This is a genomic window from Citrobacter sp. RHBSTW-00029 (assembly GCF_014104295.1).
Lineage (GTDB): Bacteria > Pseudomonadota > Gammaproteobacteria > Enterobacterales > Enterobacteriaceae > Citrobacter > Citrobacter youngae.
On the sequence record NZ_JABXRT010000001.1, the window covers coordinates 1,579,373 to 1,598,033 of the forward strand.

The 18,661-nt window shown below is 52.3% G+C and carries 21 protein-coding genes and 2 pseudogenes; 21 read left to right on the forward strand and 2 right to left on the reverse strand.

Translation table 11 applies throughout. The annotated features are described in order from the left end of the window. Positions 1 to 186: 186 nt before the first annotated feature. The 12 genes and pseudogenes from HV041_RS25025 to HV041_RS07830 form a co-directional block, all read left to right on the forward strand. A pseudogene (locus HV041_RS25025) lies at positions 187 to 654 on the forward strand (class I SAM-dependent methyltransferase); the annotation flags it as partial. 275 nt (positions 655 to 929) lie between these two features. After that, complete coding sequence (locus HV041_RS07780) at positions 930 to 2,972, forward strand: DNA cytosine methyltransferase (RefSeq protein WP_182294129.1); 2,043 nt, start codon at positions 930 to 932, stop codon at positions 2,970 to 2,972. Between the two features lie 217 nt (positions 2,973 to 3,189). After that, a pseudogene (locus HV041_RS25215) lies at positions 3,190 to 3,288 on the forward strand (DNA polymerase III subunit theta); the annotation flags it as partial. A 112-nt stretch (positions 3,289 to 3,400) separates the two neighbouring features. Next, positions 3,401 to 3,889, forward strand: coding sequence for a hypothetical protein (locus tag HV041_RS07790; RefSeq protein ID WP_182294130.1), 489 nt, complete (start codon positions 3,401 to 3,403; stop codon positions 3,887 to 3,889). A 194-nt stretch (positions 3,890 to 4,083) separates the two neighbouring features. Then, positions 4,084 to 4,680: a DUF1367 family protein gene (locus tag HV041_RS07795; RefSeq protein WP_135911944.1), complete on the forward strand. Its 597-nt coding sequence runs from the start codon at positions 4,084 to 4,086 to the stop codon at positions 4,678 to 4,680. Then, positions 4,680 to 4,886, forward strand: coding sequence for a hypothetical protein (locus HV041_RS07800; RefSeq protein WP_182294131.1), 207 nt, complete (start codon positions 4,680 to 4,682; stop codon positions 4,884 to 4,886). Before HV041_RS07795 ends, HV041_RS07800 begins: the two co-directional genes overlap by 1 nt. A 2-nt stretch (positions 4,887 to 4,888) precedes the next feature. Then, positions 4,889 to 5,500 (forward strand): recombination protein NinG, encoded by a 612-nt coding sequence (locus HV041_RS07805; RefSeq protein ID WP_182294132.1) that lies wholly within the window; start codon positions 4,889 to 4,891, stop codon positions 5,498 to 5,500. A gap of 112 nt (positions 5,501 to 5,612) precedes the next feature. After that, positions 5,613 to 6,443, forward strand: a complete 831-nt coding sequence (locus HV041_RS07810) for an antitermination protein (protein WP_182294133.1) — start codon at positions 5,613 to 5,615, stop codon at positions 6,441 to 6,443. Positions 6,444 to 6,956: 513 nt separating this feature from the next. Continuing rightward, positions 6,957 to 7,235: a phage holin gene (locus HV041_RS07815; protein WP_001568784.1), complete on the forward strand. Its 279-nt coding sequence runs from the start codon at positions 6,957 to 6,959 to the stop codon at positions 7,233 to 7,235. Then, on the forward strand, positions 7,207 to 7,755 hold the full coding sequence (locus HV041_RS07820; protein ID WP_182294065.1) for a lysozyme: 549 nt from the start codon (positions 7,207 to 7,209) through the stop codon (positions 7,753 to 7,755). Before HV041_RS07815 ends, HV041_RS07820 begins: the two co-directional genes overlap by 29 nt. Continuing rightward, on the forward strand, positions 7,752 to 8,261 hold the full coding sequence (locus HV041_RS07825; RefSeq protein ID WP_182294134.1) for a DUF2514 domain-containing protein: 510 nt from the start codon (positions 7,752 to 7,754) through the stop codon (positions 8,259 to 8,261). The genes HV041_RS07820 and HV041_RS07825 overlap by 4 nt, the downstream gene beginning before the upstream one ends. A gap of 970 nt (positions 8,262 to 9,231) precedes the next feature. Then, the gene (locus HV041_RS07830) at positions 9,232 to 9,426 is read left to right on the forward strand and encodes a hypothetical protein (protein ID WP_182294135.1); all 195 of its coding nucleotides are present in this window, start codon (positions 9,232 to 9,234) and stop codon (positions 9,424 to 9,426) included. 50 nt (positions 9,427 to 9,476) lie between these two features. Here HV041_RS07830 and HV041_RS07835 read toward each other — a convergent pair whose 3' ends face one another. Then, positions 9,477 to 9,908, reverse strand: a complete 432-nt coding sequence (locus HV041_RS07835) for a hypothetical protein (protein WP_182294136.1) — start codon at positions 9,906 to 9,908, stop codon at positions 9,477 to 9,479. 20 nt (positions 9,909 to 9,928) lie between these two features. Here HV041_RS07835 and HV041_RS07840 point away from each other — a divergent pair, with 20 nt between their 5' ends. From HV041_RS07840 to HV041_RS07860, 5 genes are read left to right on the forward strand one after another with little or no spacing between them, the layout of a single operon-like run. After that, positions 9,929 to 10,492 carry a terminase small subunit gene (locus HV041_RS07840; RefSeq protein ID WP_182294137.1) on the forward strand — a complete coding sequence of 188 codons (564 nt, stop codon included), beginning with the start codon at positions 9,929 to 9,931 and terminating at the stop codon, positions 10,490 to 10,492. Continuing rightward, positions 10,489 to 12,036 (forward strand): terminase, encoded by a 1,548-nt coding sequence (locus HV041_RS07845; RefSeq protein ID WP_182294138.1) that lies wholly within the window; start codon positions 10,489 to 10,491, stop codon positions 12,034 to 12,036. The genes HV041_RS07840 and HV041_RS07845 overlap by 4 nt, the downstream gene beginning before the upstream one ends. Positions 12,037 to 12,047: 11 nt before the next feature. Beyond that, positions 12,048 to 13,496, forward strand: a complete 1,449-nt coding sequence (locus tag HV041_RS07850) for a phage portal protein (protein ID WP_182294139.1) — start codon at positions 12,048 to 12,050, stop codon at positions 13,494 to 13,496. Then, positions 13,453 to 14,433: a phage minor head protein gene (locus tag HV041_RS07855; protein ID WP_182294278.1), complete on the forward strand. Its 981-nt coding sequence runs from the start codon at positions 13,453 to 13,455 to the stop codon at positions 14,431 to 14,433. The genes HV041_RS07850 and HV041_RS07855 overlap by 44 nt, the downstream gene beginning before the upstream one ends. A gap of 44 nt (positions 14,434 to 14,477) precedes the next feature. Then, entirely contained in the window at positions 14,478 to 14,771 is a 294-nt protein-coding gene (locus tag HV041_RS07860; protein ID WP_182294140.1) for a hypothetical protein, read from the forward strand. Positions 14,772 to 14,964: 193 nt separating this feature from the next. On the opposite strand, the gene HV041_RS07865 is transcribed toward HV041_RS07860, so the two are convergent. Further along, positions 14,965 to 15,321 carry a Rap1a/Tai family immunity protein gene (locus HV041_RS07865; RefSeq protein ID WP_182294141.1) on the reverse strand — a complete coding sequence of 119 codons (357 nt, stop codon included), beginning with the start codon at positions 15,319 to 15,321 and terminating at the stop codon, positions 14,965 to 14,967. A gap of 43 nt (positions 15,322 to 15,364) precedes the next feature. On the opposite strand from HV041_RS07865, the gene HV041_RS07870 reads away from it, so the two are divergent. Genes HV041_RS07870 through HV041_RS07885 form a run of 4 tightly spaced genes read left to right on the forward strand, consistent with a single transcriptional unit; the run spans position 15,365 to position 18,659 of the window. After that, a complete protein-coding gene (locus HV041_RS07870) occupies positions 15,365 to 16,753 on the forward strand; it encodes a DUF2213 domain-containing protein (protein WP_182294142.1) in 1,389 nt (462 codons plus the stop codon). A 3-nt stretch (positions 16,754 to 16,756) separates the two neighbouring features. Beyond that, positions 16,757 to 17,197, forward strand: coding sequence for a hypothetical protein (locus HV041_RS07875; protein ID WP_182294143.1), 441 nt, complete (start codon positions 16,757 to 16,759; stop codon positions 17,195 to 17,197). Between the two features lie 10 nt (positions 17,198 to 17,207). Further along, the gene (locus HV041_RS07880; RefSeq protein WP_182294144.1) at positions 17,208 to 18,284 is read left to right on the forward strand and encodes a major capsid protein; all 1,077 of its coding nucleotides are present in this window, start codon (positions 17,208 to 17,210) and stop codon (positions 18,282 to 18,284) included. A gap of 9 nt (positions 18,285 to 18,293) precedes the next feature. After that, positions 18,294 to 18,659 carry a hypothetical protein gene (locus tag HV041_RS07885; protein WP_182294145.1) on the forward strand — a complete coding sequence of 122 codons (366 nt, stop codon included), beginning with the start codon at positions 18,294 to 18,296 and terminating at the stop codon, positions 18,657 to 18,659. The last annotated feature ends 2 nt before the right edge of the window (positions 18,660 to 18,661 follow it).

An 18,661-nucleotide genomic window follows, 5' to 3' on the forward strand; every position in this document is an offset into this window, starting at 1 on the left:
TTGGTTGGCTAGGAAATTCATGCCCAGGTTGTGGCAGCGGACACGTTCGCGTTTGGACAGATAATACTGCTGGTTCAGTAAATCCAGGTGATGAGGCTGAGTGCGCAAAGTGCGGTCGAGGTGGCGAGGTTGATAGCAGCACTGACTGTGTCGCATTCGTTCGCTGGGACAGTGAGGGGGAATGATATGTCCGAGCAAACAATTTTGGATGTGTGCTGTGGCTCCCGCATGTTCTGGTTCAACAAACAGGACACCCGCACTGTGTTCGTTGATATCCGCGCTGAAGAGCATGAGTTGTGCGACGGTCGCCGTTTGGTTATCAGTCCCGATCTGATTGCCGACTTTCGTGCGCTGCCGTTCGCCGACGCATCGTTTCCGGTAGTAGTGTTTGACCCGCCACATCTGGAGCGTGTGGGCCAGTCTGCCTGGATGGGTAAAAAATACGGGCGACTGAACAAAAAAACGTGGCGTTCTGATTTGCGAACAGGATTCAAAGAGGCTTTCCGTGTATTGCGGCCACACGGCGTTCTCATTTTCAAATGGAACGAGACGCAAATTCCAGTTAGCCAGATTTTAGCGCTTACTGATGTGAAACCAGCAATTGGTCAACGTACCGGGAAGAACGACAAAACCCACTGGATTTCTTTCGTCAAAGGCGGTGATCAGCAGCAAACATCTGACCTGCTACTGCACTACGCAACAAAACGGATTATCGAGCTGGAAAATCTGCTGCTGGTGGACGTTGCTGAAGCTGTATGGCCAGCCGAAGTTGGTATGGTCTACAGCCAGGTTGAAGTAGCCGGGGATCTCCCTGCACATCACCAGCGCCGCCTGAAGCATCACATCAACCGCATGTGGCTGGAACAAATGCCGGTACCGGCCATCATTGCAGCTGCCCAGTCACTGGCCATCGCCATGGAGAAATACGCGTGAGAGAAATCATCGTTGATAACTTTGCCGGCGGCGGTGGGGCGAGTACGGGAATTGAGCTGGCGATCGGTCGTAGTGTTGACATCGCGATTAATCACGACGAGAACGCCGTGGCGATGCACACAACGAATCACCCTGATACGCTGCATTATTGCGAGTCTGTGTATGAGGTTCGCCCCAAGATAGCTACCGCAGGACGTCCGGTGGCGCTGGCGTGGTTTTCTCCTGATTGCCGCCACTTTTCTAAAGCCAAAGGCGCTAAACCTGTCGAGAAAGCGATCCGTGGACTGGCATGGGTTGTGCTGCGTTGGGGGCTGGATGTTGAACCACGGGTAATGAAACTGGAGAACGTCGAAGAGTTTAAAACGTGGGGGCCATTATTACGTGAAATGCCATTCATCAGTCACGCGGATCGCTTCCTTGATGAATTTATCGGACCACCTGAACCAGTTGAACAGCGTCCTGACCCGGCGCGTATGGGGGAGACCTTTAACGCCTTTGTCGCAATGCTGACAACCGGCATTCCTGCAGATCATCCGGCGCTGGCAGAATGCTGTGAGTTTCTGAATATATCGCTTGATAGCGATGACGCAGCTCGACTGGTTAAAGGTCTGGGCTATGTTGTGGAGTATCGCGAACTGCGCGCCTGCGACTACGGCGCACCGACAATCAGAAAACGTTTCTTCATGGTCATGCGCCGCGATGGGAAGCCGATTGTGTGGCCGGAAGCAACGCACGGCGATCCAAAGTCAGCAGCCGTTCTGAGTGGCAAGCTGGCACCATGGCGTACAGCTGCGGAGTGTATCGACTGGACCATTCCGGCACCGTCGATATTCGACCGCAAAAAGCCACTGGCTGAAAATACACTCAAACGCATCGCTCGTGGGATTCAGCGGTTTGTTATCGAGAGCGCGTCGCCGTTCATCGTGAAATGCAATCACACCAGCACCAAGACGAGTTATGACTGTTTCCGTGGTCAGGCGTTGGACGAGCCTTTGCAGACCATTACTAAAACCCACGGTTACGCGTTAGCCGTTCCACACCTGACAAAATTCCGCACTGGTGCCACCGGGCAGCCCGTTACTGAACCTGTCCCGACAGTAACCGCTGGCACATCAAAACGCCCAGGCGGGAATGGGCATGCACTCGGGATTGTTGAGGCTGCACTGACACCATTCCTGGCGGGTAATGGTGGTAGTGAATACCAGGCTAAACCGCGCCCGCTGGATAAACCTGCTCACACTATTCTGAAGCAATCCCGCGCCTGTCTGGTTGCGCCAGTGATAGCCCGCCAGTTTGGGGCCAGCGTCGGCCATCGGGCAGACGAACCGAGCGCAACCATCACCGCTGGTGGTGGCGGCAAATCTCAACTGGTAACACCCACGTTGATCCAGATGGGTTATGGCGAGCGTCCCGGACAAGAACCGCGAGTGCTTCGACTGGATAACCCGCTGGGTACCGTTACAGCTGGTGGGAATAAATTCGCGACGGTGAGTGCGTTCCTGGCGAAACACTATGGCGGGAATTACCAGGGCGCTGGTGTTGGCATGGATGAACCTATGCACTCGGTTACGACAGTCGATCACCATGCCGCAGTTACGTCGCATCTGGTTAAACTGCGTGGTACCTGCCGGGACGGGCAGCCGACCAGCGAGCCAATGCCAACGGTGACGGCGGGCGGGCTGCACGTAGGGGAGGTGAAAACCACTCTTGCGGTCGATGAATACGACGAATTTCGCGCACAGCAGACGCTTGAGTTTCTGCGTGAATACTGTGGTGAGGATTGCGACGGGCTGGTGACCGTTGGCGGCGTAACTTACCGCATCGTCGATATTGGCATGCGCATGTTGCAACCGCACGAGCTATACCGCGCTCAAGGCTTCCCTGAGTGGTACATCATTGACCAGGACTATCGGGGGCAAAAATACGCGAAGGACAAACAGGTTGCGCGCTGCGGTAACGCCGTACCACCGCCGTTCGCCGAGGCACTGGTGAGGGCTAACCTGCCTGAACTTTGTCAGTCGAAACAAATTGCAGCCTAACGTATAATCCCATCCATAACTCGAGGAATTTTTTTATGTCACACGAAGAAATGACTCCTGCCGAGAAATACAAAGCGGCGAGGAAGCGATATAAAAAACACAGGCTTCAATCCGATATAGCAAACGCTAAGCGATTTGAGGCTGATGATGTGGCCCCTGTAGATGGTTACAGATCTCCTTACGAAACGAGGAAAAAAAGAGGGAGAACTGCTGACTAATGTCTGACTGGAATATCGCAGCAAAATCCAAAGAAGAGCAGGACAAGGTTAACGTCGATCTGAGTGCGTCAGACGTCACTTTCAAAGAGTGCCGGAACTCTTGTGCGATTAGATTCTTTAATCTGGCGATGGACGTGCAACCTCAACATATCAATGATTCGCTATATAAATAGATTATAAATCTTAATGCTCATGATGGGGGATTTTAGCTTGGGTAATTTTCTGAGTTTTGTGGGTGTTCTGGTTTCTATAGCAAGTTGCTACTACGCCTATAAAGCTTTTACATCATCAAAGGAAATTTCATTTCCTGATAAAAAGCCAAGAGAAAACATTTGCACTTTAAAGCATTATTCAAGAGAAGCGAAAGCATTAGAGCGTTTTTTGAGCGAAAATACACATAGAAAGGTCTATCTGAATATTGAACTGGATGGTGATGACTTTGAGTTGGGAGAGTCGGACGATTCCAAGTGGTTGGTGATTTGGACTGATAAATTCGAAGATGTACAACCTGAGGAAAAACCCAGCACAAGTAACTCTTCAGGTTATCAACTGACGATCACACCACATGAAGATGGATTTGGTCAGATTTACTGGTTTAGGGGAGCCTATAGGTTATCTGGTCATTTCTATATTGATGGATATCTTGGCCCATATCAAGGCCTGATGAGCGCGGTCATTTCCGCAGCAAAAACAGTTTGATTTTACATGAGTTTTTCATGCTCGGATTACTGTAATCATGTCTGTCAGCAGAAACAAATAGCGGCGTAATAAAACATTGCTAATTCAACCCGCTACGGCGGGTTTTTTCTTGCATTGATTTTCCATTATCAACTGTACATAATGTCAGTGTCAGCCTGAACAACTGACAACTTGATGCGCCACGGAGAGAAACCATGGCGCAGCTACAACTAATCAAGCAGTCTTCAGGTATCCTGATCCCGGCAACGCCCGAGACCAGTGATTTACTGCAATCAAAAATCAAACTCGGCGCCGTACTGGTAGCCGAATTTCGTCAGGTGAGGAATCCCGCATTCCATCGCCGTTTCTTTGCGCTCCTGAATCTCGGGTTTGAATACTGGGAGCCTACTGGCGGGGCGATCTCCTCCAACGAGCGCAAACTGGTAACCGGCTACGCCAAATTCCTTGCCTCATTCGCGGGAAGTGAAGCTGCACTCCTGGATGCGGCTGAGCAATATCTCGACCGTATCGCTGATAAGCGTGCCGGTAGCATCAGCATCTGCAAATCCTATGACGCATACCGTGCATGGGTGATCATCGAGTCTGGCCACTACGACGCCATACAGCTTCCTGACGGTACCCTTCGCAAACACCCCCGCAGCATTGCCTTTGCCAACATGGACGAAACCGAGTTCCAGCAGCTGTACAAGGCCGCGCTCGATGTCCTGTGGCGCTGGGTATTGTCCCGGGCATTCAAGGACCAGCGTGAAGCGGAAAACGCCGCATCGCAGCTCATGAGCTTTGCGGGGTGATGGCGATGAAATATTCCTGGTTTCACCATCATGAATGCACAACCGAACAGGCCGACGAGTTGGTGGCCAGTTACCGCCGTCGTGGCGCCACGGTAGAACGCAGCCTGAATAGCGACAACATCACCTGGACTGTCAGTGTGCAGTTGCCGGAAAGCGAGAAAGCCCCGCGCCCGAGTAAGGTCTGGCAAAACAGGGCGTGGGGTTGAGCATGGCTAAGTTACCGCGCCGTAAGTGCGCCAACAAAGAATGTCGCCAATGGTTCCATCCGGTGCGTGAAACGCAGACTGTTTGCGGTTATGAGTGTGCCAGTGCCGTCGGCAAAGAGCAGACCAGAAAAGCCCGGGAGGATGCGCAGCGCAAGGAGTCTGCCAAACAGCGTGCAGCCGAGAAGAAAGAGCGAGCAGCCTGGCGCCAGCGCAAAGCTGCGGTTAAGCCGCTGAAGCACTGGGTAGACCTGACGCAGCGTGCGGTTAATGACATCTGTCGCGAAACCGAGCTGGCAGAGGGGCGGGGCTGCATTTCCTGCGGAACGAAAACGGCGTTCGCCTGGCATGCCGGCCATTATCGGACCACGGCAGCCGCTGGGCATCTGCGCTTCACTCGCTTTAACATCCATCTTCAGTGTGATGTTTGCAACGTCTACAAATCCGGGAATATCGAAGCATACCGAGCTGCGCTGGTGGAACGTTACGGCGAAGAGCCGGTGCTGGCGCTCGAGAACGATAACACTCCACACCGTTGGGCAGTCGAAGAGCTGAAGGCAATCAGGCTTACCGCGCTGGCCGACCTACGCGCACTGAAGAAACAGGAGGCAGCGTGAGCAGAACCGATATTGAACGTTACCAGGCTGAAAGCGTCGCGAGAGCCAACCTAAAACCAATAGCAAACCATAGTCAGAACCAGCAGACCAAACAGCCAGAGAGGGCCACAGCGTGAATCTTGAAAACACAGTGAAATACCACTTCGCAAAACCCACGCTGATTAGCGATTCTCCGCGTGCTACCGCCTCCGATTCACTGACCGGTACCGACATCATGGCTGCCATGGGCATGACGCAGGAACGCGCCGCAATGGGTTACAGCGCCTTCCTCGGCAAGATGGGAATAAGCAATAACGACCGGGAGCGGGCGATCGGTCTGCTGGCCGAGTACGCGATGACCAAATGCGACAAGGTTGCCGCACTGCGTAAGCTCGGTGCCGGGGTTAAACCTCAGGTGATGCACCAGTTGGCCACCTTCGCTTTTGAGGATTATTCCCGCAGCGCTGCCAGCGTGAAGCAATGCGATTGTTGTGACGGTCAGGGCTTCATTGAGGCTGATGTGTTCAGCATGAAAACCAGCATCTCTGGATGCGCAAAGGACATCATCCAAAAGTCAAAAAAATGGGGGCTGAAGATTATCCCCTCGCAGCATCAGAATCAGCGACAGGTGAGAGAGGTGGCCCACGTGCTGTGTACGAACTGCAAGGGGAAGAAAGTTGTCAGTTGTGCCTGCAGTGATTGCCGGGGGCGTGGTAAAGCCGTAGACCAGAAGAAAACGGAGGAGCAGGGTGTGCCGGTTCTGACTGACTGCAAACGCTGCAGTGGGCGCGGATATGAACGACTTCCGTCGACTGAGGCATATGCGGCCGTATGCCAGATTACGGATGCTATTAGCCTGGACACCTGGAAAAAGTCTGTTAAGCCATTCTATGACCAGTTGATCACGAAATTCGATATCGAAGAGGCTTGGGCAGAAAAACAGCTTAAGCAGATAACGCGGTAACGCCTGTAGCGATAGCCTGCGATTTTGTTGCGGGCTATTTACTTTTCCCGAATCTGTGTTAATTTTGTCCCAACGATGGGTTAATGCCTTCGTTTCAAGCCCTGCGGATAACACCGTGGGGCTTTTGCGTTTCTGGAGGGTAAGAAAATGCACCAGTAAACGGATGGACCGCAGCCGATAGGCAATGTAGCAGTCATGATGCTGCCCTGAGTCGCCAGTGAGCGAGCCTGTGTAGTGATGGGTCAAGGTTCTTATATCAAAACAAACTCCGGTAAAGCAGCGCGAACGCCAGACGCGCACCGGTCATAAGCGGCGATGACGCGACAGATACTCGAGGGCACGAGCGCAGCCACTGCGAGAGTGTGGATAATAATTTATAGCCTCGCTTATGCGGGGCTTTTCTATTTCAGGCTCACGGGTATCACTCACTACGCGCTTTGTTGATAAATCCAGCTCGTGAAGCCTGACCCTGTCATCACACACAGCGCCATCCGAACTATCGGAGGTGAGGCTATGACCAGAATGAGCACCATTTACAGCAGACTTTCATATGGAACAGGAACCACGCTGACCGGCTGCGGTGTATCAGCGAAGGCATATGCCGAAACAGCTAAAACAGCAAAAGAGGTGTCCTGGATGTTGGCCGACAGAATTGCAGGGTTAAGCCTGAGCGACTGGGCAATTATTGTCGGTATCGCATGCACTGTTATTACCTGTGCAGTGAACTGGTATTTCCGCTGGAAAGAACGGGAGGATCGGCGCAATGGTTATGCCACCAAAGCTGAGGAATAAGCTGAGCGCAGCGGTCGTTGGTTTGATTCTTGCCGGGGCATCCGCGCCCGTGATTCTCGATCAGTTTCTGGATGAGAAGGAGGGTAACAGCCTGACGGCATATCGTGACGGCGGCGGAGTGTGGACCATTTGCCGTGGCGCTACGATGGTTGATAGTAAGCCAGTAGTTCAAGGCATGAAGCTGTCAGCTGAGAAATGTGCCCAGGTAAACGCCATTGAACGCGATAAAGCTTTGGCTTGGGTAGAACGAAATATCAAAGTACCGCTGACCGAACCACAGAAAGCAGGTATTGCTTCTTTCTGCCCATACAACATCGGCCCTGGAAAATGTTTCCCTTCCACGTTCTATAAGCGGATCAATGCGGGCGACCGTAAAGGAGCCTGTGAAGCTATTCGCTGGTGGATTAAAGACGGTGGCCGCGATTGTCGCCTGACCAAAGGCCAGAAAAATGGCTGTTATGGGCAGGTAGAACGACGAGATCAGGAAAGCGCGCTGACGTGCTGGGGGATAGACCAGTGAGCCTGCGCTATCAGTTCATTGCTATTTCGGTGCTGGTGGCCGTCGCATTTATCGCCGGAAACGAGTGGAGTAACCGCGGTTGGGAACAAAAGTGGGCGGAACGTGACAGCGCGAAATCCTCGCAAACAGCGAACGCGCAGACCGCCGCCCGCATGATTGAACAAGGGCGAATTATTGCCCGTGATGAGGCTGTAAAAGATGCACAAGCACAAGCCGCTAAATCTGCTGCGAATGCTGCTGGCCTGTCTGCCACTGTTAGCCAGCTGCGCACCGAAGCAACAAAGTTTGCCGCCCGCCTGGACGCCGCAAAGCACACCTCAGATCTTGCCGCTGCCGTCAGAAGCAAAACAGCCGGAGCCGACGCCAGAATGCTCGCCGACATGCTCGGAGATATTGCAGGAGAAGCTAAACGATATGCTGGAATCGCTGACGAACGCTACAGAGCAGGGATGACGTGTGAGCGGGTTTATGAATCGATGAGGGAGTCAAACAACGGAGTTAATTGACGCCGTAGCGTTTGTTTATTTCGAGTTTAAGCCAATGGCATATTACTTCAACGATAGGTTTGGCTAATTCAACTAAGGCTGTTGCGAGCGAAATCATTTCTGGCATAAACATTTTAGTCTCCTTATCTAAGTTTGAGTGGGCTTCTATAGTGTCCCGTAAATTGAAATGGGGTTGTCCAACGTGTTGGACTTTTCCCCCTATAGTGAGTCGTTAATACAGCAATAGCTGAGAGGGGCATTGTCCCGTTATGTGCTTATTTGGGTTTAACTGGGTGCGTGAATACGAGCACTGTTTACGTGAAGGTTCCTGCGGTGCTGCTGCCAACAAACCTGCCCGCAGGTAGGCCGATCCCTGGAATGATGGTTCCGTTCACATGGCAGGTAAGTCTGGAGTTAAATGCTAAGCTCTGTACGGCGCTGAGACAGTGCAATTTGGATAAGACGGGGATTAGAAGTATTGAAGAATGCCGTAGTGCTTTGCAATCAGCAGACAAATAAGATGAACGATGTCGTTAAAACTGTCTGCGCAGCGACAAACCAGTAACAACAATAGGCTTTGTTTCATGTGACCTCCAATAGGAATGAGGCAAGATGGTTCTTACCTTCAGGAGTAGCCACTAATTCACCTGAAACACTTCTCCAGCAGTATTGGACTAATAACGTTATGCAATGATATTGCAGAAACTCTTCACTGAGAGGCTTTGATAATGCTAGATTTTCTCTCTTTTAAGTGAGGTGGGATGTGCTACGGGTGTGCATAATCTCAACCCAGTCATGGGGAGTAAGCATTTCATATCCTTTTCAAAGTGTGGCGGGAGTGGCCAAGATTGGGCCTTCTATAGTGTCCCCTAAATGCTATGCAACGTGTCTAACGCGTTAGACACCGAGTTGTCCCATAGTGATAGTTTAGTCCGTCTTCTGCAGCGGAAAATCAACCACACACCATCGCAAGCGGATAAAGAGGCTCTAAATGTCCGACATATATCCAATCACGCTAACCACCCAAACAGGCGAAACCTTCACGGGCAAGATGTCACGACGTCAGCCTGAGCTGGTTAATGGCTTTGTGCCGCTGGCTACCGAAACTGGCGAGTGGCTGTACTTCGCTCCTGCCGATGTGAAGCGCGTGCAGTTTACGCCTCTGCCCAACATTACTCTTGAATAAGAGGATGAAGATTAACAGGGTGGGGAAATTCACCACCCTTTAAACGGTTTCTAAATTAATTTATTACGAGAGGCAGACTCGATCAGGGCGTTCATGAAGTGATATTCAACATTTTCAGCATAATCGGTGTCGATTGAAGGAGTCGAATCTGGCGCCCCAAAATGCATGCAATTGTCCCAATCAAGAAAAACTTTATGAAATTCTTGATTTTTTCCATCCCGAGACGTGTAAAAAGTGATGACCCCGATTAACGAGCCCTCGTAAAGTGAAAGCTTGCTTTCCGTAAAACACTTAAAGCGTAGTTGGGGAATGGAAACCTCAAGCTCACCATCATTTAACTCTATGGAAATTTGTTTATTAAGGTCACGTTTGTTATTCCATGCGGCGTTAACACGATCTAGTAAGTCATGCGTATTTTGCTGTAACAACTCACCTTTCTTCGAAAGTAGTTGCGACAATCCAATAAAAGTTAAAGAGCTCATAAATCCTCCTTGGAGAAGAAATGGCACTCACAGACAAGCAAGAAATGTTCTGTCGCGAGTACCTCATCGATTTAAACGCTACACAAGCGGCTATTCGGGCGGGGTACAGCGCAAAGACCGCTAACCGTACTGCGTCCGAAAACCTGTCAAAACCTGACATCCAGTCAAGGATTGCCGAACTTAAAGCGCAACGCAATGATCTTGTTGGCATTAATGCGACATACGTCCTGAGTCGTCTTGTTGAGATTGACCAGATGGATGTGCTCGACATCCTCACCTCGACCGGGGAACTCAAGCCAGTTTCTCAGTGGCCGAAGGTCTGGCGCACGACTCTATCAGGCCTCGAGGTCATGGAGATGGCAGCAGAAGGTGGGACCGCCGCGCTCCTGAAGAAGATTAAGTGGCCTGACAAAGTGAAGAACCTTGAACTGCTCGGTAAGCATATTTCTGTCCAAGCATTTAAAGAGCAGGTCGAGCAGAATGTCACTGCCACTCACAACATCATGCCAATCCCATCATGTACGAGTGTCGATGAGTGGGAGAAGGCGGCTCAACAGCAACAGAGCGAGGTTCTTGGTGGATGAATTACAAAGCCGTCTGGAAACCTCTGCCGGGATCGCAATCGCTCTCCCTGAGTTGCCCGTGTAACGAAATCCTCTATGAAGGTACGCGTGGTCCGGGTAAAACTGCTGCGCAGCTGGCGCGCTTTCGTCGCCTGGTTGGCTTGGGCTATGGCTCGTTCTGGCGTGGCGTCATTTTTGATACCGAGTATAAAAACCTCACCGACATCATTACCCAGTCAAAGCGTATGTATCGCCTGTTTAACGACGGTGCACGCTATCTGGCATCGGCCAGTGAATTACGTTGGGTTTGGCCCACAGGCGAGGAGCTGCTGTTCCGATTCGGCAAAGAAGAGGGTGATTACTGGGACTATCACGGGCAGGAGTTCCCGTTCATCGGCTTTAACGAGCTGACAAAGCAGCAGTCTGCTGAGTTCTACGAAATGATGTTCTCCTGCCGACGCTCGTCGTTCCGGCCGGAGAACTACCCGCTGGCTAACGGTAGCCTGTTGAAACCAATCCCGCTCGAAACATTCAGTACTACCAACCCGTTTGGCATCGGCCATACCTGGGTGAAGAAGCGCTTCATCGAGCCAGCGCCGCGCGGCACGATCATTCGCGAAACGCAGAAGGTGTTTAACCCGCAAACTGAACGTGAAGAGGATGTGACGCTTACCCGCGTTGCGATTCACGGCTCGTTCAAAGAGAACCCTTATCTGGATCCGCAGTACATCGCAACGCTGATGGCAATCAAAGACCCTAATCGCCGCAAAGCGTGGGTAGAGGGCTCGTGGGACGTTACCAGTGGTGGGCGGTTTGACCATCTGTGGAATGCATCGCTGCACGTTATCAAGCCGTTCCGCATCCCGGATAGCTGGACGGTTGACCGCTCACATGACTGGGGTGAATCAAAGCCGTTCTCTAATCTCTGGTGGGCCCGCGCAGACGGCACCGCAGCAGAGCTTCCTGACGGTAGCAAGTTCTGCCCGCCTGCCGGTTCGCTCATTCTGATTGGCGAGTGGTACGGCTGCCCGCCGGACGAGCTGAACAAAGGCCTGAACATGTCGTCCACAAACGTCGCTAAAGGCGTGGCGTGGGTGGATAAGCGGCTGGTGGGCGAGGAAGTGGACGAGCCGGAGGAAGTACAGGGAAAAGGCCAGATGTACATTGTTCCAGGCATATGCAGTAGCGTCATTCCCGGACCTGCCGATGGTGCGATTTTCAATACGGGCGATAACGAGTTGTCCATCGCCCAAAAAATGGAGGCCCAGGGCGTCAAATGGATACCCGCAGACAAGAAACCAGGCTCACGCATCAACGGCGCATCGCTCTTTGCTGACATGCTTGAGGCCGTTGTTGAAGCTAAAAAGATGGAGTCAGGAATACCCGAGAAGCCAGCTTTCTATGTAATGGAGCACTGCCGGGGCTGGATAAGCCGCATCCCGGTTTTAGTTCGTGACGACAAAAAACCTGACGACGTTGACACCAACCAGGAAGACCACGACTGGGATGCCACTCGTTACCGCGTACTGCACTCACCGGCGAAGGTGGGAGCCATCTTCTTCTAAGGAGTTCATCAGTGAGTGAACAACAAGGCGAGGTCTCATTCCTCGTTAACGCCCTTGCTGATGCAATCGGGCGCCAGCGCATGCAATACGCTGGGCGTAATGGCAACGTGAAGCGCACGAAGTTGTGGGATGAGTTCGGTTATCCGGAAACGCTCACCTTCGATAATTTCTATCGTCAATACCGCCGTGGTTCGACGGGTTTTTCTGCGGTACACAAACTGCTCGACGCCTGCTGGATAGATCTGCCCACCATCATTGATGGCGACGAAGACAGGGAGTCGACAGCCACAACGAAGTGGGAAAAAACCGTCACAAAGCTGATGAAGAAGCACTGGGCAAAAATTAAGGATGCCGATCGCCGTAATATGATTGGTCGCTACTCTGCGCTTTTGATTCAGGTCCGCGATAACCGGGATTGGTGGCAGCCGATTGATGTTGATGTGGTAAAAAAACTCGGCAGCAAGGCTCTGGTGAAGTTAATCCCTGCGTGGGAGCCGCAGATCAAACCGGGCAATCTGGATATAGATACCTGGTCTGAAACCTATGGGCAGCCGGTTAGCTACCAGTTTAACGAGCAACCCATCGGTGATGAGGGAACTTATAGCAGCCCGCGTTCTGTTCAGGTTCATCCGGAGCGCATCATTCTGCTTTGTGAAGGCTCAGAGGATGACAACATCCTCTCCGGTATTCCGTTGCTGGAAGCTGGCTACAACGACCTTCTGGACATCGAAAAAACGAAGGGTGGCAGCGCCGAGGGCTTTCTGAAGAACGCGAGCCGCCAGTTGGCTACCGAATTCGATGAGAAGGTAAGTATAGATTCACTCATTAAGCAGGCGAAGGAAGCCGGTTACGACAGACTCGGCGATGCGATGAATGACAAGGTTAATAAGCTCAACAGTGGTACCGACGCCGCACTGGTTACCCAGGGTGGGAAAACGTCGGTGCTCTCAGTTGCCGCCGCCGACCCAACGCCTAGCTGGACAGTCTCGGCGAACTCGTTCTCTTCAACAATTCAATGCCCGTTCAACATTATGTTCGGCAAGCAGACGGGGAATCTCGCCTCGGAAGAGGACAAAACGGCCTGGGCGAATCGTTGTAACGGTCGCCGCTGGGGGTTTCAATCAGACGTTATCACCCGTGTGATTGAGCGATTCTGGAACGTCGGCATTATTGAGCCACCCGCGTCCGGTGAGGTTTCATTGGTCTGGTCAGATTTACTGGCCCCGAGCGAGAAAGAAAAGCTTGCCAATATGGCGGTGATGGCTGACGTGGCGCAGAAAACGCAGCAGGCTTACGGCGCACCAGCGGTCGATGAGAACGAGGTCCGTGCCGTCGGCGAACTTGAGCCACGTAAAGAGCCTGCAACCCCAGACCCAAACGCGAGACCAACCGATAAGGATCCGCTGACAGATGATGATGACAGTGCAGATCCGAATCGGAACGCCAGTCGTACCACGTAATAAAACCGACCCTACGCAGTCAGCACGGCAGGTAGGGCGGATGTTTCGTGACATCGATGAACGCTATCTGACGATAAAGCGCCGACTGAAAACGCTGTTTGACCAGCGGCTTACCGGGCAGAAACGCGAAACCAATGGCGAACGGTCGTGGATGATGTGCAATAACGAGGGTTCTGAGCCTTCGTTGTATCAGGTCAATGCCGGTAAGTTCATCTACGACATGTCGTCGGTCCAACTGGCCGACCTCCTGCAGGTGGTTCAGGCGATACTGGATGACGAGTTGCTGGAAGGTGGTAGCCAGAACCTCTGGGCGCTGGATTATGTCGCCGCAGAGTATGAGCGCGGCACGCTTAACGCCTTCACCAACCTTTCAGTGCAATCTCAGGCCTACGCCAGCCAGACAACGCTGCAACAACTGCTGTCCAGCCCGGCTTACCAGAACCAAATCGCTAGCGCTTACATCAGCACGTACAGCGACTGGAAAGGTATTAGCGACACAGCCCGTGCTGACCTGGCAAATATCATTGCTGACTCGATTGGTCGGGGAATTAATCCACGCGAGACAGCCGGCATCGTAAGCAAACGACTCGACGTGTCGATGTCTAAGGCAAAGACCATCGCTCAGACCGAGCAGGTCGGTGCGCTGCGGCTGGCACAATGGAACGAGACGGACTGGGCATCTGAGAGGCTGGGGCTAAACACCGGTCTTCTCCATCTTTCTGCGCTGAAGCCTACAACCAGGACAACGCACGCGTTTTGGCATGGAAAGGTCAGGACCGTGCAAGAGGTGCGCGACTGGTATGCGGTCGATGGGAACAAATATCACTGCTATTGCAGCCAGATCCCGGTACTGCTTAACGACGACGGCAGTATTTTCAATGAAGGCTTAAAGCAAAAGCTCACAAATGAAAGGATGTTATGGACAAAACATCATTGATATGATGATGTTATAATCCGTTAAATATTGAGAGTTTGTAAACAATGGAAGCGAAGAGTGTTAATTTCGAATGGAAGGAGTTGTTCAAAACTGACATTGCCATCCATTATCGAGTAATTTGTAAGATAGTGACCTCGAAAGGAATAGAAGTAACTGGAAGCGCGCAAGCAGTAATCAATAAAGCTCCGCAGATAACAACTAATCTATATAGTTTTGATGGCGCGCAGTTGGCTGAGCTATCTGCTTTTAATCACGCTAATCAGATGCTTTATAAGATTGCAGGTGAAAACATTCCTGATCATAGTACGTTAACTGGCATCGCGGCTATGAAAAAGTAGCATTGGGACTTACCCGCTCCGGCGGGTTTTTATTTTATTTGAAATTCACGAATGAGGGCGCTGCGTGACAGTCTATTGGTGCTGTGGTTGCGGGCGAACTGTGAGCTATCAATGCGTAACTGCGTTGGTGTATTTCCCATGGTGCTGTATGGCGCCTATGTTACGAAAAATCTAAACGAAGGCGCAATTTGTACTATTTCTTGCAAGGGAACGCTTCACTCAGAGCATCAACCGCCAAATCAGACGCGTTTTCAGCGCGGCGTTTAGGATACTGCTTCAAGTACTGATATACGACGTCAGATATTTGATTCAGGTTAAGTTGATTACTGGCACAAAATAGTACACCGCTACCCAGATCATAAACTCCTGACACGTAGCCGTAGTACATGTTCGCATCGCTGATATCAGAACCCATTGTTCTATTTTCTCTGACTCGCATCAAGGATTCGCCCCAGGCAAAAAGCTGATTTCCAGTGTAAAAATTAGCCTGCGCGTCCTGCACACCGAATAAACCGATTGCGCCAATTATCAAGGCCTTTTTAATCATCATCTCACTCCTTTATTGAATAAACATAACTTAACGAGGATCTAGCATGAAACGCAACCGCGTTAATGTGCTGACCGTCGTCAACTCCGCTTCAAACATCACAACAGAAACCATCGACGACAAGCCACATATCGTGGTTCGCGGCATCACGCCTGTCGTTGACGATATCGTGATGAACCGGAAGTTGTACCCGGCAGCAGAAATCGAAAAGGCCTACAACACGCTCGAGCGTAATCCGATGCCGCTGGGCCACCCGAAAGTGGACGGCAAGCATGTGTCGGCGCGCGATGTCCGGGCGGTGAATGAGTACCACGTCGGTGCCTGGCTGCAGAACGTCAGCCACAAAGACGGGAAGGTAACGGGCGACATGTACGTTAACCGCCAGTACGCCGAGTCGAGCGACAAGGGCAAGCGCCTGATCAACCGCCTGGATGAGATGCTGGCCGGTACCAACTCCGACCCGATCCACATATCCACCGGCCTGCTGTATTCCGGTATCGCCGCCAACGGCGAATCGAAGGGCAAGAAGTATAACGAGATCGCCACAAACATGATGTTTGACCATGTAGCGGTGCTGCTTGATGAGCCTGGCGCAGGAACGCCAGAAGAGGGCGTAGGCATCTTCGTTAACTCAGAAGGTGATGAGCAACAGATTGAGGTTGCCCGTCTGGCTGACGGAATCGACTGCACCCGCGATGGCCTGATCAACAAAACCAAATTCTTCTTTACCAATGCTTCCAACTTCTCTTTCGACGACATCTCCCACGCTATCAGCGACAAGCTGCGCGAGGGTGACGCCGAAGATAAGTGGCTTTGGCCTGAAACGGTATGGCCGGACAGCTTCATCTACCGCAATGACACCAAATACCTGAAGCAGAAGTACCTCATCGATGACGACGGCAAGGCCGTGTTCGTCGGCGAACCTGTAGAAGTCGTGCGCAAACCCACTGAGTACGAGATTAAAACCAACGGAGAGAACGATCCGATGAAAGAACTGATTATCAATGCGCTGCAAGCCGCTGGTAAGCCGACTGAAGGCAAATCAGACGCCGAGCTGATGGACGCATACAACCAGTTGGCTGCTGAAAAGGCGGCTACCAAAACCGAAACGCCAGAAGAGAAGGCTGCTCGTGAAAAGGCTGAAAAAGAAGAGCGCGAGCGTGCCAACAACCAGGCGGAAGCACCGGCATGGTTTAAGCCCTTTGCTGATGATCTCGCTGCAGTTAAGTCTGGACTTACCGCTAACTCTGACAAAGAGAAGGGCGAAAAGCGAGCTGCCGTAAAAGCGAAATTCGGTCTGGATGACCTCGCTGTGAATGCGCTTGACGGCGCTGCCCTCGATGGCCTGTTTGCTCAGTGCCAGACCTCTACCGGCCTGAATGGTGCATTCCGCCAGGTCAATAACAACGATTCATTCAGCGAAATGCCGGAGTAAGAAATGGCTAAAGACGGGAAACACGTAATTCACGCGGGCGGCATCTTTGCAAACCCGCAACTCCATCGCGAGGGTGCGGCAGCCGCAGCAACTCCGCCGGGTACGATCGGCTTATTCGACAATGCGGCAGGAAAATTCACTGCCTCTGTGGACGGCAAAGAAGACGCGATCCTCTACGTCGCCAACTACGACTATCTGCGCTGCAAAACCGTCGACGACATCATTGCGGTCGGTGACTGGGTTGTGGCAATGCATCCAACTCCGGGCGTGTTCTTTAACGTGCCAGCAGTGGCCGGAACCTACACCAAAGGTCAGGCGCTGTCCGTTGTAAATGGCCGCGTGAAAGCTGCCGCTGCCGATGAGCCGGTCTTCGCGTTCGTGGAAGAGGACCGTTCATACACCATTGCTACCGCCGGCGAACTGCTGCGCGTAGTCATTAAGTAAGGAGCAACGAATGTTTGCATTCTCCACCCAACAGGCAACTGCCACCCGAAACCTTGAGGCGAACACCGCTCAGTTTCAGGAACTGCAATTTGCCCGTAATGCCAGCGCTCAGGCTGTTGCTGATTTCATCGCCCGCACCCGCGTGCGCGGTGATGCTGCTAACGCGCCTGTGCTGGATGCAGTTAATGCGGTCGACGACATTCGTCGCCTGTACCGTGCTTACGACCAGACGGTGCTCGCTGAGTTCCAGCCGACTACCGAATTCACGCTGCTGAACGACCTTATGCCGTTGTCACGCTCAGTTCGCCTGGAAGAGTCCGTGTATGAGTATGCTCGCACCGGCGGTCGCGGCTGGGCACACACTTCCATGTCTGGACAGATTGGTGCGGCGCTGGATGCGAAGTCCTACACCTTCGACGGTACGATGGTCCCGATCCACGACTCCGGCTTTAAGTTTAACTGGCGTGACCCAGTATTCAACAAAGGCTCGGCGCTGGCTTCCCTGGCTGATGCCCAGTCAGGATCTGTTGATGATGTTCGTCGTCAGTACGTGGACTACATCTGGAGCGGTTTCCGCGACAAAGCGGGCAACTTTATCAAGTTCGACGATAAAACCTGGAAAGGCCTGCGTGCTGATGAGCGTGTTGCTCAGATCACGCTGACCTTCAACTTCGCGACCAGCACCGACCCGAAGGCCATTCGTGCGCAGGCAATCTTGCTGCGCGACGTGCTGAAGCTGCAGAACTATCAGTACGGTGAGCAGACCTGGTATGTATCCAGTGAAATCATGTCGAACTGGGAACAGTATTTCGACGTGAACTCCTTGCGCACGGTGCTGGAAGAGATCAAGAAGCTCTCCGGCATTAAAGACATCAAAGAAGATGCCAAGCTGACCGGGAATCAGATCATGATTGTGCCGCTGGGCGCTGGCGTCATCGCTCCGATTGTCGGCCAGGCGTTCGGTACTGTTGCTGATCCGCGTCAGTTCTACAACAGTGATTACGTATGGCGCACCTGGGGTGCTGCTGGCCTGATGGTCAAGCAGGACATCAACGGCCATTTCTCTGTCGTTTACGCTTCGAGCTAAGGATAAAACATGGCACTCGTAAAGATTCTGGCTGCAAACCTCTTTGCCGGTGCCAACTTCCAGAAATTGGAGGTTGGTAAAACCTATGATGTTGACGATGCGATCGCTGAGAAATGGATCACCGATGGCAAAGCGGAGGAGTCGAAGGAGAAGGGCGTCAAACTTCATTTTGAAGTATCGCCCCCGTCTGCGCCACTCACCACCGAAATCGGCACGCTTCAGGCCCAACTGGATGACGCTCTGTTGCAGATTCAGCAGTTGCAGCAGGCAGCAGCTGAGAAAGACGTGGTGCATGCTGATGCACTCACCACCGAAACTAAACGCGCTGACGACGCTGTTGCCGCGCTGGTTGAAGCAACCAAGAAGGCGAAATAACC

Excerpts from the sequence above, each read along its gene's own strand:
- HV041_RS07795 (WP_135911944.1), top strand. The coding sequence starts at position 4,084 with ATGGCGCAGCTACAACTAATCAAGCAGTCTTCAGGTATCCTGATCCCG.
- HV041_RS07800 (WP_182294131.1), top strand. The coding sequence starts at position 4,680 with ATGGCGATGAAATATTCCTGGTTTCACCATCATGAATGCACAACCGAA.
- HV041_RS07805 (WP_182294132.1), top strand. The coding sequence starts at position 4,889 with ATGGCTAAGTTACCGCGCCGTAAGTGCGCCAACAAAGAATGTCGCCAA.
- HV041_RS07815 (WP_001568784.1), top strand. The coding sequence starts at position 6,957 with ATGACCAGAATGAGCACCATTTACAGCAGACTTTCATATGGAACAGGA.
- HV041_RS07820 (WP_182294065.1), top strand. The coding sequence starts at position 7,207 with ATGGTTATGCCACCAAAGCTGAGGAATAAGCTGAGCGCAGCGGTCGTT.
- HV041_RS07830 (WP_182294135.1), top strand. The coding sequence starts at position 9,232 with ATGTCCGACATATATCCAATCACGCTAACCACCCAAACAGGCGAAACC.
- HV041_RS07835 (WP_182294136.1), bottom strand. The coding sequence starts at position 9,908 with ATGAGCTCTTTAACTTTTATTGGATTGTCGCAACTACTTTCGAAGAAA.
- HV041_RS07840 (WP_182294137.1), top strand. The coding sequence starts at position 9,929 with ATGGCACTCACAGACAAGCAAGAAATGTTCTGTCGCGAGTACCTCATC.
- HV041_RS07845 (WP_182294138.1), top strand. The coding sequence starts at position 10,489 with ATGAATTACAAAGCCGTCTGGAAACCTCTGCCGGGATCGCAATCGCTC.
- HV041_RS07855 (WP_182294278.1), top strand. The coding sequence starts at position 13,453 with ATGACAGTGCAGATCCGAATCGGAACGCCAGTCGTACCACGTAATAAA.
- HV041_RS07860 (WP_182294140.1), top strand. The coding sequence starts at position 14,478 with ATGGAAGCGAAGAGTGTTAATTTCGAATGGAAGGAGTTGTTCAAAACT.
- HV041_RS07865 (WP_182294141.1), bottom strand. The coding sequence starts at position 15,321 with ATGATGATTAAAAAGGCCTTGATAATTGGCGCAATCGGTTTATTCGGT.
- HV041_RS07870 (WP_182294142.1), top strand. The coding sequence starts at position 15,365 with ATGAAACGCAACCGCGTTAATGTGCTGACCGTCGTCAACTCCGCTTCA.
- HV041_RS07875 (WP_182294143.1), top strand. The coding sequence starts at position 16,757 with ATGGCTAAAGACGGGAAACACGTAATTCACGCGGGCGGCATCTTTGCA.
- HV041_RS07880 (WP_182294144.1), top strand. The coding sequence starts at position 17,208 with ATGTTTGCATTCTCCACCCAACAGGCAACTGCCACCCGAAACCTTGAG.
- HV041_RS07885 (WP_182294145.1), top strand. The coding sequence starts at position 18,294 with ATGGCACTCGTAAAGATTCTGGCTGCAAACCTCTTTGCCGGTGCCAAC.